General features: G+C 69.5%; 11 protein-coding genes. 4 read left to right on the plus strand and 7 right to left on the minus strand.

Features of this window, described 5'->3' with window-relative positions; translation table 11 throughout:
- Positions 1–57: 57 nt before the first annotated feature.
- On the minus strand, positions 58–2643 hold the full coding sequence (locus ABIE65_RS24430; RefSeq protein WP_354081400.1) for an Rne/Rng family ribonuclease: 2586 nt from the start codon (positions 2641–2643) through the stop codon (positions 58–60).
- Between the two features lie 465 nt (positions 2644–3108).
- Between ABIE65_RS24430 and ABIE65_RS24435 the strand changes: the two genes are divergently transcribed.
- From ABIE65_RS24435 to prfB, 3 genes are all read left to right on the plus strand, one after another.
- Entirely contained in the window at positions 3109–4290 is a 1182-nt protein-coding gene (locus ABIE65_RS24435; RefSeq protein ID WP_354081401.1) for an N-acetylmuramoyl-L-alanine amidase, read from the plus strand.
- 102 nt (positions 4291–4392) lie between these two features.
- Complete coding sequence (locus tag ABIE65_RS24440) at positions 4393–7023, plus strand: penicillin-binding protein 1A (RefSeq protein ID WP_354081402.1); 2631 nt, start codon at positions 4393–4395, stop codon at positions 7021–7023.
- 67 nt (positions 7024–7090) lie between these two features.
- Positions 7091–8210 (plus strand): peptide chain release factor 2 gene (prfB, locus tag ABIE65_RS24445; RefSeq protein ID WP_354081403.1). Its coding sequence is split into 2 segments (ribosomal slippage): positions 7091–7159 and positions 7161–8210, totalling 1119 coding nucleotides; the frame shifts between segments, so codons are not numbered across the junction.
- 48 nt (positions 8211–8258) lie between these two features.
- Here the strand turns inward: prfB and ABIE65_RS24450 are convergent.
- Together ABIE65_RS24450 and ABIE65_RS24455 are read right to left on the minus strand one after the other, a co-directional pair.
- Complete coding sequence (locus tag ABIE65_RS24450) at positions 8259–10487, minus strand: CHASE2 domain-containing protein (protein ID WP_354081404.1); 2229 nt, start codon at positions 10485–10487, stop codon at positions 8259–8261.
- Positions 10488–10588: 101 nt separating this feature from the next.
- Positions 10589–11116 carry a cold-shock protein gene (locus tag ABIE65_RS24455; protein ID WP_354081405.1) on the minus strand — a complete coding sequence of 176 codons (528 nt, stop codon included), beginning with the start codon at positions 11114–11116 and terminating at the stop codon, positions 10589–10591.
- Between the two features lie 329 nt (positions 11117–11445).
- On the opposite strand from ABIE65_RS24455, the gene ABIE65_RS24460 reads away from it, so the two are divergent.
- Complete coding sequence (locus ABIE65_RS24460) at positions 11446–12756, plus strand: adenylate/guanylate cyclase domain-containing protein (protein ID WP_354081406.1); 1311 nt, start codon at positions 11446–11448, stop codon at positions 12754–12756.
- Here the strand turns inward: ABIE65_RS24460 and ABIE65_RS24465 are convergent.
- The 4 genes from ABIE65_RS24465 to ABIE65_RS24480 all read right to left on the minus strand — a co-directional run bounded on the left by ABIE65_RS24465 (position 12682) and on the right by ABIE65_RS24480 (position 16351).
- On the minus strand, positions 12682–13470 hold the full coding sequence (locus tag ABIE65_RS24465; protein ID WP_354081407.1) for an SDR family oxidoreductase: 789 nt from the start codon (positions 13468–13470) through the stop codon (positions 12682–12684). The two genes, ABIE65_RS24460 and ABIE65_RS24465, sit on opposite strands and share 75 nt — an antisense overlap.
- 18 nt (positions 13471–13488) lie before the next feature.
- A complete protein-coding gene (locus ABIE65_RS24470) occupies positions 13489–14289 on the minus strand; it encodes an SDR family NAD(P)-dependent oxidoreductase (protein ID WP_354081408.1) in 801 nt (266 codons plus the stop codon).
- 111 nt (positions 14290–14400) lie between these two features.
- Positions 14401–15327, minus strand: coding sequence for a cation diffusion facilitator family transporter (locus ABIE65_RS24475; RefSeq protein ID WP_354081409.1), 927 nt, complete (start codon positions 15325–15327; stop codon positions 14401–14403).
- A 79-nt stretch (positions 15328–15406) separates the two neighbouring features.
- A complete protein-coding gene (locus ABIE65_RS24480; protein WP_354081410.1) occupies positions 15407–16351 on the minus strand; it encodes a threonine/serine dehydratase in 945 nt (314 codons plus the stop codon).
- Positions 16352–16443: the final 92 nt, after the last annotated feature.

Here is a 16443-nt window from a genome sequence, read left to right on the forward strand (position 1 = left end):
ACAGGGTCGGCCGTCGCCCGGTGGGGGCGACGGCCGTTGTCCCTTATGCGACGTCCGTCAGTCGGTCGGACGCTGCCACCAGCCGCGGCGACGCCGCTGCGGCGCCTCGGAGGCCTCGGCGACCGCCGGCTCCCTTTCCCGTTCGGCGGCAGCCGGTGCGGGAGAGGCCGGCACAGGGGCGGCCTCGGGCGCGGCGGGTGCCGCCGCCGGCTTGGCGTCCACGGTCTCCGTGGCGACGGTGTCCGCGGCGGCGCGCTTCGGCCGACGCGAGCGCGGTGCCTTCGCCGGCGCGGCTTCCGTCTTTGCCGGCGCAGTCTCCTCGGCTGCCGCCTTGGCCTTCGCCGGGCGGCGGGTCCGCGGCTTCCGCGGCGTCTCCTCGGCTGTCGGTGCGGCCTCGACAGGTGCCGGCGCGGCTTCTGCCGCTGCGGCCTTGGGCTTGCGTGTGCGCCGCGCCTTCGGCTTGGGCGCCGGCTCCTCGGCGACGGGCGCCGCTTCGGCCGGCGGCGTCGCCTCGACCACGGCGATCGGTGCCGCGGGTGCCTCGGCAACCGGTGCCGATGCGACCGGCTCCACGACGGGCTCTTCCGGAGCGGGCTCGGCGGCCACCGGTTCCGGTGCTACCGGTTCGGGTGCCGCATGCTCGGGCGCAGCCGGCTCCGGCTCGCCAGCGGGGGCCTCGGCCTCCTCGGCTGCAGCCTCGCCGACGCCGTCGCCCATGGTCGCCTCGGTCGTGCCGATTTCGCCCTCGGGGCGGCGTCCACCGCGCCGGCGTCCGCCGCGGCGTCCGCGGCGGCGCCGCTTCGCCGCGCCCGCGCTGTCAGCGTCTTCCTCGGCTTCCGCCCGGGCCGGCCGCTCGGCCGGTTCTTCCGGGGCGGAGGCCGCGACGGGCGTCGGCGCCGCGATCGCGGCGATCTCTTCCGCCTCCGCCAGATCCTCGTCGTCGCCGACCGTCTCGTAGGTGGCCTCGATGACCGGCTCGATCACGCGCGTCTGCTCGATGCGGAAGGCCGGGCCGACCAGCCCGTCGTCGCACTCGATCATGATCCGCAGTGCGTTGGCACGCTCGAGATCGTGCAGCGCATGGCGCTTATGGTTGAGGATGTAGAGGGCGACCGGCGTCGGCACGTAGACCGCGACCTCGGCATTGCGCCGCTTCAGCGCATCCTCCTCGATCGAGCGAAACACGTAGAGCGCGGTCGACTCGACCGACCGCACCGAGCCGTGGCCGGCGCAGGTCGGGCAGACGACCATGCTGGTCTCGAACAGGCTTGGCCGCAGGCGCTGGCGGGAGAGCTCCACCAGGCCGAGCTGGCTGATGCGGCCCATCTGGATGCGCGCGCGGTCGTTCTTGAGCGCCTCCTTCAGGCGACGCTCGACCGCCGAATTGTTGCGGCGGTCCTCCATGTCGATGAAGTCGATGACGACGATGCCGGCGAGATCGCGCAGGCGGAGCTGGCGGGCGATCTCGTCCGCTGCCTCCAGGTTCGTCTTGACCGCCGTCTCCTCGATGTGACGCTCGCGCGTCGCGCGGCCGGAGTTCACGTCGATCGCGACCAGGGCCTCGGTCGCGTTGAGCACGATGTACCCGCCGGAGCGCAGCCGCACCGTATGCGAGTGCAGCGCGTCGAGCTGACTCTCGACCCCGAAGCGCGGGAAGATGTGCGCCGACGGGTCCTTGTAGGCCGTCACGCGGTCCACGTGCGTCGGCATCAGCGCGTTCATGAACTCGCGCGCGGCCCGGTACGCCGTGTCGCCCTCGACCAGGATCTCGTCGATGTCCTGGCTGTAGGTGTCGCGGATGGCGCGCTTGATGAGGCTCGCTTCCTCGTAGATCAGCGCCGGTGCGCGCGAACTCAGCGTCTTCTCGCGGATCTCGTCCCAGACGCGCAGCAGGAAGTCGTAGTCGCGCCGGATCTCGGGCTTCGTCCGCTCCATGCCGGCGGTGCGCAGGATCACGCCCATGCCCTCCGGCACGTCGAGCGAGTCGATGACTTCCTTCAGGCGGCGGCGGTCGGCGACGTTGGTGATCTTGCGGGAAATGCCCCCGCCGCGCACGGCGTTCGGCATCAGCACGCAATAGCGGCCGGCCAGCGAGATGTAGCTGGTCAGCGCTGCGCCCTTGTTGCCGCGTTCCTCCTTGGTGACCTGCACCAGGATGATCTGGCGGCGCTTGATCACTTCCTGGATCTTGTAGTGCCGGCGCATCCGGGGCCGGGCGCGCGGGGCGTCCTCGACTTCATCCTCGGCGCCGCCGACGGTCTCGATCGGCTCGGCGTCCTCGCCGTCCTCGTCCGCTTCGGCATGCACGGCGTCGTCGCCGGCTTCGGCCGCGATCTCTTCGACGTCCGCGTCTTCGTCCTGATCGGCGTCGTCGATCAGCGCCTCGCGGTCGGCGATCGGAATCCGATAATAGTCGGGGTGGATGTCGTTGAACGGCAGGAAGCCGTGGCGGTTGCCGCCATACTCGACGAAGGCCGCCTGGAGCGACGGCTCGACGCGGGTGATCTTGCCGAGATAGATGTTGCCCTTGAGGGTCTTTCGCGCCGACGACTCGTAGTCGAAATCGTCTACGCGTTCACCATCGAGCACGACGACGCGGGTTTCTTCCGGCTGCGTCGCGTCGATCAGCATACGCTTTGTCATACGTTTCTTTCTCCGGGGCCGGTCCGGGAGGGCGACAGAGCGCCAAGGACATGGCCGGCGTGAGATCGCGGCTGCGAGTCGTGCCGCGTCCGGCGCCTGCGGCACAAGGCCGTGGCGGCGTCGGACGACTGCTCTGACTCGAATTCATGCGCGCGCTACACCCGGGACCGGCAGATGGGGGTGACCTCGACGGGAGCGGCCCGCCTGGATTTCGGCGCCAGGGGCGCGCAGCAGCTCTCCATCCGAATCGAGGGGCTGCCGTGCTGCCGCTTCCGCGCTGCCGCTCCGGCTTTGGCTGCGATTCGAACACCTGTGCGACTCGCGACGCGTAACATAGCCACATGCGGCACGTGTCACAACCGCGAACACGGATCTGGCCCAAAAACTGCCAGAATGCACATTCGTCATTGAATCCCGAGCCTTACGCGAGCACTATTCGCGCGCTACGTTAAAAGCGGTCGTGCCATGAGGCGTTTTTCACGGCTCCTGGGTTGTCTGGTTCTGCTCGCCGGCTTGCTGGGAGCGGGGGCGGCGCAGGCTGTCCCCGAGGTTACGGCGGTGCGCGTCGGCGATCAGGCGTCGAGCACGCGCGTCGTCCTCGACCTGTCCGAGCCCGTCACCTATCGCCTGTTCACGCTGGCGAACCCGCACCGCGTCGTCCTCGACCTGCCGGAACTGGCCTGGAGTGTGGCGGAGGCGGAGGTCGGCCTCGGCGTCGTCACGGGCCTCCGGCACGGCCTTTTTCGGCCAGGCACGTCCCGGGTGGTGTTCGATCTGGGCCAGCCGGTCAGGGTGCAGGATGCCTTCATGCTGCCGCCCAACGCCGAGCACGGCCACCGGCTCGTCGTCGACATCGAGCCGCTCGCCGGCGGATCCGAAAGCCGGGTCGCCACGGCCGCACCGGTGCAGACCGCCTCGATCGCACCGGTCATGCCGGTCGTCCGCCGGCCGGCGATGCGCGTCGTGGCGATCGATGCGGGCCACGGCGGCGTGGATCCGGGCGCCATCGGCGTGCGCGGGACCTTCGAGAAGAACGTCACGCTCGCCGCGGCGCGCGAACTGCGGCGCCAGTTGGAGGCGACCGGCCGCTACAAGGTCGTCATGACGCGTTCGGACGACACCTTTCTGAGGTTGCGTGAGCGGGTCGCGACCGCTCGCCACGGCGGCGCGGAGCTCTTCATTTCGCTCCACGCGGATTCGCATCCCAGCGCGGCGACCCGCGGCCTCTCCGTCTACACGCTCTCGGCGACCGCCTCGGACAAGGAGGCGGCGGCTTTGGCGCAGCGCGAGAACAAGGCCGATCTCATTGCGGGCGTCGACCTCTCGGCGGAAAGCCGCGAGGTCGTCGACATCCTGATCGACCTCGCCCAGCGCGAGACGATGAACCTCTCCGCCCAGTACGCGGGCATGCTGGTTTCAAACCTTCGTGAGGCGGTCACGCTGCTTCCGAAGACGCACCGCTTCGCCGGCTTCGCGGTGCTGAAGGCGCCGGACATCCCCTCTGTCCTCGTGGAACTCGGCTACATGTCGAACCGCGACGAGGAGCGCCTCCTGCGCGATGCGGCCTACCGGCGTAAGCTGATGGGCGCCATCGTCCGCGCAACGGATGCCTATTTCTCACACAAGGGCAGCTTCGGACGCTCCTGATCGCCCCCGGTCGCCCGCTTTGCCTCGTCATCGACGCAAATAGCATTATGTTGGCGACGTCGCCGACGTGCGGCTGTCACCATCCCCGGCTGGAAGCGCGAGATGGCAAGGTTCCTGCGCATACTGTTTACGGTCTTCCTGTTCCTGGGGATCGCTACCGTCGTTGCCGCCTACATGGTGGTGCAGCGCTACGGCGACGATCTCCCGGACTATGCCCAGCTGGCCGACTATGAGCCGCCGGTCACAACGCGCGTGCATGCGGGCGACGGCCGGATGCTTGCCGAGTATGCAACGCAGCACCGCCTCTTCGTGCCGATCGACGTCATCCCGCAGTCGATCGTCGACGCCTTTCTCGCCGCCGAGGACAAGAACTTCTTCGAGCATCCGGGCATCGACGTCTCCAGCGTGGCGCGCGCGATGGTCACCAACCTCGTCCACATCGCGTCCGGCCGGCGGCCGGTGGGCGGTTCGACGATCACCCAGCAGGTCGCGAAGAACTTTCTGCTGACGAACGAGGTTTCCGTCGACCGCAAGATCAAGGAAGCCTTGCTGGCCTTCCGGATCGAGCAGGCGCTCTCCAAGCAACGCATCCTCGAGCTCTATCTGAACGAGATCTATCTCGGCTACGGCTCCTACGGTGTCGCGGCGGCGGCGATGAACTACTTTAACAAGTCGCTCGACGACGTCACCCTGGCCGAGGCGGCGTTCCTCGCCGCCCTGCCGAAGGCACCGAACAACTACAACCCCGTCAGCCGTAACAAGGCGGCGAGGGATCGACGCGACTGGGTCATCGATCGGATGCTGGAGGACGGCCGCATCGATCGCAGCCAGGCGGAGGCGGCATGGGCTCAGCCGCTCGAGGTTCACAAGCGCGACGATACCGAGTACGTCACCGCCCCCTGGTTCTCCGAAGAGGTACGGCGCGAGATCGTTGCCCGCTTCGGCGACAAGGCGCTCTACGAGGGCGGCCTGTCGGTCCGCTCGACCCTGGACATGCGGATGCAGCGCCTCGGCGAGAAGGCGCTGCGGGACGGCCTGATCGATTACGACCGCCGCCACGGCTGGCGGGGGCCGATCGCACAGATCTCCGCCGGGCCCGGCTGGCAGGAGCGGCTCGCCGGGATTCCGCGCCTGCCGTCGCTGGGCGACTGGGAACTGGCCGTGGTTCTGTCCGTGGACGGCGGCGGGGCGACGGTCGGCCTCGATGACGGTCGCAGCGGAACGATCCCGTTCGACGAGATGAAGTGGGCGCGGCCCTGGCTCGAGGGCGAGCGCGTCGGCGCGCCGCCGCGCCGTCCCTCCGACGTTCTTTCGGCCGGCGACGTCGTCGCGGTCGAGGCGAAGGGGCAGGGCGCCTTCGCGCTGCGCCAGATCCCGGCCGTCGACGGCGGCCTCGTGGCGCTCGATCCGCAGACCGGTCGGGTGCTGGCGCTGGTCGGCGGCTTCAGCCCGGATCGCAGCCAGTTCAACCGCGCGACCCAGGCGAAGCGCCAGCCGGGTTCGGCGTTCAAGCCGTTCGTCTATCTGGCGGCCCTGGAATCGGACTTCACGCCCGCCACGATCATTCTCGACGCGCCGATCGAGTTCAACCAGGGGCCCGGACTCGGAGTTTGGCGGCCCAAGAACTATGCCGGCGACACGCTCGGTCCCGTCACCATGCGGACCGGCCTGGAGAAGTCGCGCAACCTGATGACGATCCGCCTCGCCCAGCACATCGGCATCGACAAGGTGGCCGCGTATGCCGAGCGCTTCGGCATCTTCGACAAGATGCCGCGCGTCCTGTCCATGTCGCTGGGCGCGGGCGAGACGACGCTCCTGCGCCTGACCAATGCCTACGGCGAGATCGCCAACGGCGGCAAGCAGATCGAGGCGAGCCTCATCGACCGGGTGCAGGATCGGACCGGCCGGACGATCTATCGCCACGACGACCGTTCCTGCGACGGCTGCAGCGGCGCCTTCGCCCGGTCCGCCCAGGTGCCGCCGATCATCGCCATGCGCGAGCAGCTGGCCGATCCTGTGAGCATCTACCAGGTGACGTCCATGATGCAGGGCGTCATCGAGCGCGGCACTGCCACGCGCGTGCGCATCCCCGGTCATCCGCTGGCGGGCAAGACGGGGACGACGAACGATTCGTTCGACTCCTGGTTCGTCGGCTTCTCGACCAGTCTGGTCGTCGGGGTCTATGTCGGCTTCGACACGCCGCGCACCCTCGGCCCGCGCGAGACCGGGTCGAGCGTGGCCGCTCCGGTCTTCAAGGAGTTCATGCAGGAGGCGCTGGAGTTCATGCCCTCCTCGCCGTTCCCGGTGCCTCCCGGCGCGAAGCTGGTCCGCATCAGCCGTTCCACAGGTCTGCCGCCCGAGCCCGGCGCCGGCGACGTGATCCTCGAAGCGTTCAAGCCCGGCACCGAGCCGCGCTGGCGCGGGCCGGTCATCGGCGACACGATGGAGATGACGGCGCCGCAATACGGCATCGGTCCGGATCCCGGCTTCTACCCGCAGGGGCAGTATGCGGGCAGCTACGATCGTCAGCCCGCCGCGTATGGCGGCTGGGATGCGCCCGGCTACGGCCAGCCCGCCCCCGCGACGCCGACGCCCGGTGCGGCGGCGCCCTACGATCCGCAGCGCCTCTATCCGCCGTCGCGTAGCGGCGGCGGTGGCGGCGGTGGTGGTGGAGCGCCGCCGCCGGCACGCTCCGCCCCGGCGCCGAGCCCGAGCCTTCAGGGTCTCTATTGATTTCGCGGGCGCGATCCGTCATCGGTTCGCGCCCGTTCCCCTCATCCCAGTTGGAGCCTTGCGTCCGATGCGTCCCGAAATTCAGGCCCTGGTCGACGAGATCCGCGATGCCATCGCCCTGATCCGGAGGCATCTTTGACTGGGATAATGCAGTCGTCCGCCTCGACGAGCTGAATGCCGAGGCCGAGCGTCCCGATCTGTGGAACGACCCCACAGCGGCCCAGAAGGTCATGCGCGAGCGGACCCGGCTGGAGGCGGCGGTGCGCGACACCAAGGCTCTCGAGCAGGGGCTGGCCGATAACATCGACCTGATCGAACTGGGCGAAGCCGAGGGCGAGCAGAGCATCGTAGACGAAGCCGAGCAGGCCCTGCGCGACCTGCATGCGCGGTCGCAGCGGTCGCGCCTCGCCAGCCTGCTGTCCGGCGAGGCCGACGCCAACGACGCGTTCGTCGAGATCCACGCCGGCGCCGGCGGCACCGAGGCGCAGGACTGGGCCGAGATGCTGCTGCGCATGTATGCCCGCTGGGCGGAGGCGCGCGGCTACAAGACCCAACTGATAGAGGAGAGCCCCGGCGAAGAGGCGGGTCTCAAGTCGGTGACCATTCGCGTGTCCGGCGACAACGCCTACGGCTGGCTCAAGACCGAGAGCGGCGTCCACCGGCTGGTGCGCATATCGCCGTTCGACTCCCAGGCGAGGCGCCAGACCAGCTTCGCGTCCGTCTGGATCTATCCCGTGGTCGACGAGGACATCGAGATCGAGATCCTCGACAAGGACCTGCGGATCGACACCTATCGGGCGTCCGGCGCCGGCGGCCAGCACGTCAACAAGACGGACAGCGCCGTGCGCATGACCCATCTGCCGTCCGGCATCGTCGTGGCCTGCCAGACGGAGCGGTCGCAGCACCAGAACCGCGACCGCGCCATGGAGATGCTCCGCGCGCGGCTCTACGAGGCGGAGTTGCAGAAGCGCGAGGCGGAGTCCCAGGCGATCGAGGCCGGCAAGTCCGACATCGGCTGGGGCCACCAGATCCGGTCCTACGTCCTGCAGCCCTACCAGATGGTCAAGGACCTGCGGACCGGCGTGGAGAAGGGCAACCCGACCGCCGTTCTGGACGGCGACATCGACGACTTTCTCGCCGCCTCCCTGGCCGCCAAGGCCGGCAGCCAGCGGGAGACCGCCGACTGACGCGCCGTTGCGCCCGGCGGGGCGGCACCCCGTCTCACCTGCAGGGCCTCACTTGCTGAGCGAGACGTGGACGCCGTTCCAGTCGGGCGGGGGCGGATTGGTCTGGAAGGCGGCGATCCGCGCCTCGAACTCGGCGTAGAGGTCGCCCAGCCGGAAACGCTCGGCCTCGGGACGGCTCTCTGCGATGCGTGCGAGTGCGTCCTCCCAGCGCCGTTCGCGGTAGGCTGCGAGCATCGCCGCATGATGCGCCGCGAACGTGGCGAAGGCGGGCGCTTCGCCGGGGGGCGGTGAGGGCAGCAGAGCGTGGATGCGCTCCGGCTCCTTCTTGCCCTTGACCTGGATCAGATCGAGTTCCAGCGTCGTGAAACGGTCCGCCACGGCTTCCTGGGTGCTCGCTCCCAGAATTGTCGCGGCGCCGTAGGTCTTGCACTGGCCTTCGAGCCGCGACGCGAGGTTCACGTCGTCGCCCAGCGCCGAATAGTCGAAGCGTTGGGCGGATCCCATGTTCCCGACGCAGCAGATGCCGGTGTTGAGGCCGATCCCGACGTGCAGGGCGATCGGCGGCCGTCCGGCGGCGACGGCTTCCTCGTTCAGTTCCCGGTTCAAGGCCTCGAGGCGCGTGTGCATGGCGAGTGCCGCCTCGCAGGCGTGCCGCTGATGCTCCGGATCGTCCAGCGGGGCGTTCCAGAAGGCCATGATGCAGTCGCCCATATACTTGTCGATCGTCCCGCCGGTCTCCAGGATCGTATCGGTCATCGGCGTCAGGAAGCGATTGATCAGGTGCGTCAGCTCTTCCGCGGAGAACTGCTCCGAGATGCTGGTGAAGCCGCGGATGTCGCAGAACAGGATGGTGATCTCGCGCATCTCGCCGCCGAGCTTCAGCAGCTTGGGGTCCTCCGCGATCCGCTCGACGAGTGCCGGCGCCATGTAGTGCGAGAAGGCCCGTCGGATCTGATGCTTCTCCTGCTCCGTCCTGAGGTAGCGCAGCAGCGACGAGGAGATGTGCACGCCGAGCACGGCGATCGCGGGGTAGATCGGGTCGAGCAGCATGCCGACGGACGTGAACGCGAACCAGGACGCTCCGAGGGCCGCCCCGATGCCGATCGCCGCGATCGAAGCCGCCCAGGCGGCGCTGGCGCGGCGCAGCGCCGTGATCCAGAGGACGATGCCGCCGAGCAGGAGGAGGAACAGGAACTCGGCACCGTCGGCCCAGTCCGGCCGCTGCAGATAGCGTCCCGTCAGGATCTGCTCGATCAGCTGCGCCTGGAGCACCACCCCGGGTGCGGCGGGGTCGAGCGGGCTCGGCCGGATGTCCTTGAGGCCGGCGGCGCTGGTGCCGATCAGCACGATGTGACCTTCGATCCTGTCGGCAGGCGCGCTGCCGTCGAGAATCCGCCATGCCGGGACCGAGCGCTGCGGCACCGGGCCCGTATCGTAGAGCCAGATCCTGCCGGACGGGTCCGTCGGCACGATCGCGTCGCCGATGCGGATCTCGCTGATCCCGGTCGCCTCGCCGAACGACACCACGCCGCTGGCGCCGGCGGATTTCACGACATAGGTGCTGGCGCCCATGGCGACGCGCAGCGCCTCGGCGCCGAGGGCGGGGAAGACCTTGCCGTCATAGCTGATCAGCAGCGGGATGCGTCGGATGATGCCGTCGGGTTCCGGTGCCACACCCACGGCGCCGCTGCCCGCCGCCGCCCGGCCGATCGCCTCCAGCGTCGGCACCGCGCCCCGATAGTGCAGCAGGTGGGGCGAGGGATCGGACCCCAGAGCCGCCATGCCGGCCTTGCGCAGCGGCGCGGCGGCGGTCGTGCCGTCCGCCTGGGCGAAGCCGACCACGACGGGTGCGCCTTCGATCGCCCGGGCGAGGGCGCTGTCGTGGTCGAGCAGGCGACCGTTCCGGACGAGGTCGCGCAGGGCGCGTGTCTCGGGCAGGTCCGGCCAGAGCGCCAGCACCGCCGAAGGCGATGTCCGGTCGGGCTCGGACAGCACGATGTCGAGGGCGATCGTCGCCGCCCCCTGCTCCTGCAGGCGTGCGATCAGGTCGGCGAGGAGCGTGCGCGGCCACGGCCACTGGCCGTTCTTCGCCAGCGTATCGTCGTCCAGGTCGACGACGGTGACCGGCACCGCCTCATAGGGCCGCGGTTCGGCGCGCTGGTAGTTGTCGAAGACCTTGAGGCGCAGATCCGCTACCGCCCCCGGATCGAGCGCCCGCAGGGCGGCGGCGCCGAGCAGGAACAACAGGGGCAGGACGATCTGCAGCCAACGGGTCACGGGTACAGCCTGGGTGACGGACCGGACCCATCATAGCCGCAAGCGGCCGGAGGCGGGCAGTAATGCCCGCCACAGGCCGGCCGGGGGGCGGCTCCGCAAGGTCAGAGCAGTTCGATGCGGTCCGCCATCGGGCCCTTCTGCCCCATGCGGGCGGAGAGGCGCACGCGCTGCTGGGGTTCCAGGCCGGTCACGCCCAGGCGTTCCAGGGTGCGCGCCGAGATGTAGACGTCCTTGCCGCCACCGTCCGGGGTGACGAAGCCGAACCCCTTGTCGATGTTGAAGAACTTCACCGTTCCTTCGATCGTCTCGCCCGACGCTGCGCCCGGTGCCGCGGTCCGCCGCGGGCCGCCGGCATCCGTGCCCCGGCTCTGGGGACGCCCCAGTTCCTCGACGCGGACGATCGAGGCGACCTGCGGCCCCTTGCGGCCGTCGCTGATGTCGCAGACCAGCCGCGTTCCCTCCGGCAGGTCGTCGTGGCCGCTCTGCTGGACCACGGAAATGTGAAGGAAGGCGTCCGGGCTGCCGTCGTCGAACTGGACGAAGCCGAAGCCCTTTGTCGTGTTGTACCATTTGACCACCACCGGCACGTCGTGCTGGGTGATTGCCCCGGTCTCCTGCTGATATTTCATCATCTCTCGGTGCGCTCCGCTGGATCGGCTCCGTGCTGCGTGCACGGTTACCGTGTCGGGCTGATGCCATGCACACGGCTTCGTCGATCCGGCAGGATCCCGACAGTCCTGCCGCGGCGCAGCCGCGTCGGTCCGGGACCTTCGCGAACAGTCGCGATCGGTGCCCGGCCCATTGGGAGCGGTCATCCTGTCAAACAATCTCGGCAGGTCGGTCGGGCATTCTTCGCTGCCCGTTCCATCCTGAACGTTCCCCTTTACTATCAGAAAGCAAGCACGCATCTGCCGCAAGAAGGAATATGAGCGGCGGGTCCTGCCGCAGGAGTGGGGATTTGAGCCAAAAGACCGATGCGTACAGCGCGGCGGTCACGGCATTGTGTGCCGCGACGGGCCATCCTTCGGAAATCGTGGACTGGGTCCTGCGCGAGGGCCGGCTGCTGGATACGGGTCGCGCCTTTCTCGATGCACTCGCGGTCCGATTGAACGGGATCGGGGTGCCTGTCGACCGCATCACGATCAACATGGCGACGATCCATCCCCAGCTACTCGCCTATACTTATTCGTGGCGCCTGAACGAGGGCGCGGCGATCGAGACCGGCATCGAGCGGTCGGAAACCATCGACCGCCAGTACCGCGAGAGCCCCTTCTTCCGCATCTACGAGCATGGCGAGACCATCCGCCGCCGGCTGGTCGGCCCCGATCCAGAACTGGACTTCCCGATCCTCCGGGAACTGGTCGAGGAGGGTTACACCGACTACTACGCGCTTCCCATGGCGTTCGGCCGAGGCCAGTCCCAGGCCGCGGTCTGGGCGACCAAGAACCCCGGCGGCTTCTCGGACGGGTGCATCAACATCATCGACACGTTGATGCCGCTGCTCGGGATGGTGTTCGAGATCCATGCCGCGCGACGGCTCACCGCGACGCTGCTCGACACCTATCTCGGCCATCGCACCGGCGAGCACGTCCTCCAGGGCCGGATCCTGCGCGGCGACGGGGAGACGATCTCCGCTGTGCTCTGGTACTGCGACATCCGCGGCTTCACGGCGGCGTCGGAGCGGCTGTCGCGCGACGCCGTGATCGACATGCTGAACGACTTCTTCGGCTGCGTCGGCGCCGCGGTGGAGCGCTTCGGCGGCGAGATCGTGAAGTTCGTCGGCGACGGGATGCTCGCGATCTTCCCGATCGACGGCGAGGGCTGCGCCGAGCAGGTGGAGGAGGCGTTGTCGGCTGCGATCGCCGCCATCGAGGCGGTCCGCGAGGTGCAGGAGCGACGCGATATGGCGGGCGAGCCGCCACTCGCCTTCGGCATCGCGCTGCACGTCGGCGAGGTCATGTACGGCAACATCGGTTCGCCGTCGCGCCTGGACTTCACCGTCATCGGGCCGGCCGTGAACCTGGTCGCCCGGCTGGAGGACGTGAACAAGGCGCTCGGGCTGCCGCTGATCGTCTCGGGAGCGTTCGCCGAGAAGGCGGCGAGGCCGCTCTTCTCGCTCGGCCATTTCCGCCTGCGCGGCATGTCGCGCGAGCAGGAGGCCTTCACCCTGCCCGCGCTCGCCCCCGAACTGGTGTCAGCGGCCGATGCCCGACATCATGCCGCCGTCGACGGGGATGGTCTGGCCCGTGATCCAGTTGCCGGCCCGTGAGGCCAGCATGAGCACGATGCCGGAGACGTCCTCCGGCTCGCCGATCCGGCCCATCGGGTAGGTCCGGATGGCCGTCGCGTAGCGCTCCTTGTCCTCCCAGAGGGCGCGGGCGAAGTCCGTCTTCACGATCGCCGGCGCCACGCAGTTCGAGCGGATGTTGTAGGGCGCCAGTTCGGCCGTCAGGCTGCGCACCAGCTGGATGTCCGCCGCCTTGGAGATGCCGTAGGAGCCGAGCTTGGCGTCGCCGCGCAGGCCGCCGACCGACGAGACGATGATGATCGTGCCGTCCCGCCGCTCCTTCATCTGCGGCGCCACCATGCCGACCAGCCGGATGTTGGCCTTCACGTTGACGTCGATGACCTTGTCGAAGGCCTCGTCGGGGATCTCGAGCAGCGAGCCGAAATAGGGGTTCACCGCGGCGTTGCAGACCAGGCTGTCGATCCGGCCCCATTTCGCCATGGTGCCCTCGATCAGCGCCTTGCGGTCGCCGTCGCGGCCGACGTTGCAGGGGATGGCGACGGCCTCTCCCGGGCCGCGTGCCCACGTCTCGTTGATCTCGGCGGCGACCGCGTCGCAGGCGTCGGCCTTGCGGCTGGAGACCACCACCTTGGCGCCGTGTGCCGCCATCTGCTCGGCGATCGACTTGCCGATGCCCTTGGTCGAGCCGGTGATCACGGCGACCTTGCCGGAGAGGTCGAACATCTCGGGGATCATTGCGCCTGTCCTCCGGTCTCAGATTTCGCTGGTGGCGGCGGACAGCATGCCGCCGTCCACGACGATGGTCTGGCCGGTGACCCAGCCGCCGGCACGCGAGGCGAGCGCGGCGCAGATGCCCGCGATGTCCTCCGGTTCGCCGATGCGCTTCAGCGGGTAGGTGCTCTCGATCGCGGCGGCGCGCTTCGGGTCGCTCCACAGTGCCTTCGCCATGTCGGTCTTCACCAGCGACGGCGCGATGCAGTTGGCGCGGATGTTGTGACGGCCCCATTCCACCGTGATGTTGCGCACCAGCGCCATGTCGGCCGCCTTCGACATGCCGTAGACGCCGAGCGTCGCCGTGCCGCGCAGGCCGCCGGTGGAGGCGATGATCAGGATGACGCCGTCGTTCCGCTCGATCATGCCCGGCACCACGGCGTTCACCAGCCAGACGTTGCTCTTCACGTTGGCGTTCATCGTCTTGTCGAACGCTTCGTCGGGGATGTCGCGCATCGAGCCGAGGAACGGGTTCACCGCGGCGTTACAGACGAGGATGTCGACCTTGCCCCATTCCTGGACGGTGCGCGCGATCAGTGCCTCGCACTGGTCCTTGTGCGAGATGTTGCAGGGCACCGCGATGGCCGCGCCGCCGTGCTTCGCCCAGTTCGCGTTGATGTCGGCGGCGACGGCGTCGCAGACGTCGGCCTTGCGGCTGGAAACCACCACCCTGGCGCCCAGGGCGGCCATCTGCTCGGCGATCGACTTGCCGATGCCCTTGGTCGAGCCGGTGATGACGGCGACCTTGCCGGACAGGTCGAACATCGGGGGTATCTCGCTCATCCGCTCCCTCGCGTGCCTCGTGATTCGCGCGGCATGTTAGGAGGTCGCGGCGCATGGCGCGAGAGCCGGCCAAACGGGCGCCATGGCCAGATGGACGCCGTGGGCCGAGGGTCAGCGGCGCAGGCGCCGGTCCAGCCGGTCGTCTTCCAGGCCCTCGGGCTCCTGGTGGATCAGCACCTCGGAATTGGGGAACGCCGCCATGACCTCGGCCTCGACGGCGTCGGTGATGTCGTGCGCCTCCTCCAGGGTGAGGTGACGGTCGAGCTCCAGGTGGAACTCGATGAAGTAGCGGTCGCCGGCGTTGCGGGTCCGCATGTCGTGGACGCCGCGGGTCTCGGGATGCGTCATGACGATTTCGCGGATCCGGCTGCGCTTGTCCGCCGGCAGTTCGCGGTCCATCAGCATGTCGAGCGAGTGCTGGGCGATTCGGCCGGCCGAGACGAGCAGGAACAGCGCGATCCCGATGGCGAACAGCGGGTCGAAGACGGTCTGCCCCGTCCATTCCGCGAGCAGGATGGCGGCGATGACCGCCAGATTCATCGCCAGGTCGCCGCTGTAGTGCAGGCTGTCGGCGGTGATCGCGACTGACCCGGTCTTGGCGATCACCCGGCGCTGGTAGGCGACCAGGACCAGCGTCAGGACGATGGAGACCCCCATCACCGCGATGCCGATCCAGCTCTGGCGCAGCGGCTCGGGATTCACGATCCGGCTGATCGCCTGGTAGGTCAGCAGCACCGCCGAGCCCGCGATGAACAGCGCCTGCGCCGTCGCCGCCAGGGGTTCGCCCTTGCCGTGGCCGTAGCGGTGCGTCGCATCCGGCGGCTGGAGGGCGTAGCGCACGCCGACCAGGGTGACGATCGAGGCGAAGGCGTCGACGCTGGAGTCGATCAGCGACGACAGCAGGGCCACCGACCCCGTCGTCGCATAGGCGCCCAGCTTCGCGACGATCAGGACCAGAGCCACCGCGACGCTCGCGAGGGTCGCGCGCCGGCGGAGCGCGTCGTTGGGATCGGCGGCTTCTGCGGTCCCGGGGGCCATGGCCATGTCCGTGTCTGGAACGGCGCCCGTTCATAGACGCATGCGTGCCGCGTGCAAACCCGCCACGTCCGCCCGTCGGTCAGTCGAACCGCACGGCCGTCGTGTTCGCGCCGCACAGCAGCACCCCGACGCGCTCCGTCGGGCCGGGGCGGTAGCGTGCCGAGAGCAGGGCGGCGAAGGCGGCGGCACCGCCCGGTTCGGCCACCAGCCGGGTCGCATCCCACAGGGCGCGCTGCGCCGCACGGATCTCGTCGTCGGTGACGAGGAGCGCGTCGGCGACATGCGCCTGCGCGATCGGGAACATCAGGTCGCCGATCCGCTTCGGCGCCAGCGAATCGGCGGCGAGCCCGCCGGCGGGCGCGTCGACCGGCCGGCCGGCATCGAGTGCGCGGCGGAGCGTCGGCGCCGCCTCCGGCTCGACGGCGACGATCTTGATCCGGCCGCCGAACCAGGCGGCGATGCCGCCGATCAGCCCGCCGCCGCCGACCGCGACCAGCAGCGTGTCGAGATCGGGGGCGTCCGCCTCGATCTCCAGCCCGACCGTGCCCTGGCCGAGCAGCGTTTCCGTCTGGTCGTAGGCGTGGACGGCGAGCGCGCCGCTCTCGCGCACGAAGTCCTCGCAGGCGGCGAGGGCGTCCGCATAGCGCTCGCCCGCAACCACCAGGTCGGCGCCGTAGCTGCGGATCAGGTCGAGCTTGGCCGGCGAGGTGACGCTCGGCACGAAAATGCGGGCCGGAACGCCGACCGCGCGCGCCGCATAGGCGACCGCGGCGCCGTGATTGCCGCCGGAGGCGGCGGTCACCCCGGCGGCGGGCGCCTTGCGTCCGAGGAGATTGGCGAAGGCGCCGCGCACCTTGAACGAGCCGGTGTGCTGCAGCAGTTCGAGCTTCAGCGCGACCGGCCGGGCCGGCAGGCCGAAATCCGCCATGTCGACGGTCATCACGGGCGTATGGCGCACATGCCGCCGGATCAGCCGCTCGGTGGCGGCGATCGCATCGCGGGTGATCGTCCGGTGGTCGGCCATGGCTGCGATCCGGCAGGGGAGGGGGCAAGGCGCACGATGCCGCAGCCGCGGCAGGAATGCGAGTGCCGCGCCGCCATGCCGCTGGCGGGCCG

This window comes from Constrictibacter sp. MBR-5 (assembly GCF_040549485.1).
In the GTDB taxonomy this organism is placed as follows: domain Bacteria; phylum Pseudomonadota; class Alphaproteobacteria; order JAJUGE01; family JAJUGE01; genus Constrictibacter.

Excerpts from the sequence above, each read along its gene's own strand:
- ABIE65_RS24430 (WP_354081400.1), bottom strand. The coding sequence starts at position 2,643 with ATGACAAAGCGTATGCTGATCGACGCGACGCAGCCGGAAGAAACCCGC.
- ABIE65_RS24435 (WP_354081401.1), top strand. The coding sequence starts at position 3,109 with ATGAGGCGTTTTTCACGGCTCCTGGGTTGTCTGGTTCTGCTCGCCGGC.
- ABIE65_RS24440 (WP_354081402.1), top strand. The coding sequence starts at position 4,393 with ATGGCAAGGTTCCTGCGCATACTGTTTACGGTCTTCCTGTTCCTGGGG.
- ABIE65_RS24455 (WP_354081405.1), bottom strand. The coding sequence starts at position 11,116 with ATGAAATATCAGCAGGAGACCGGGGCAATCACCCAGCACGACGTGCCG.
- ABIE65_RS24465 (WP_354081407.1), bottom strand. The coding sequence starts at position 13,470 with ATGATCCCCGAGATGTTCGACCTCTCCGGCAAGGTCGCCGTGATCACC.
- ABIE65_RS24470 (WP_354081408.1), bottom strand. The coding sequence starts at position 14,289 with ATGAGCGAGATACCCCCGATGTTCGACCTGTCCGGCAAGGTCGCCGTC.
- ABIE65_RS24475 (WP_354081409.1), bottom strand. The coding sequence starts at position 15,327 with ATGGCCCCCGGGACCGCAGAAGCCGCCGATCCCAACGACGCGCTCCGC.
- ABIE65_RS24480 (WP_354081410.1), bottom strand. The coding sequence starts at position 16,351 with ATGGCCGACCACCGGACGATCACCCGCGATGCGATCGCCGCCACCGAG.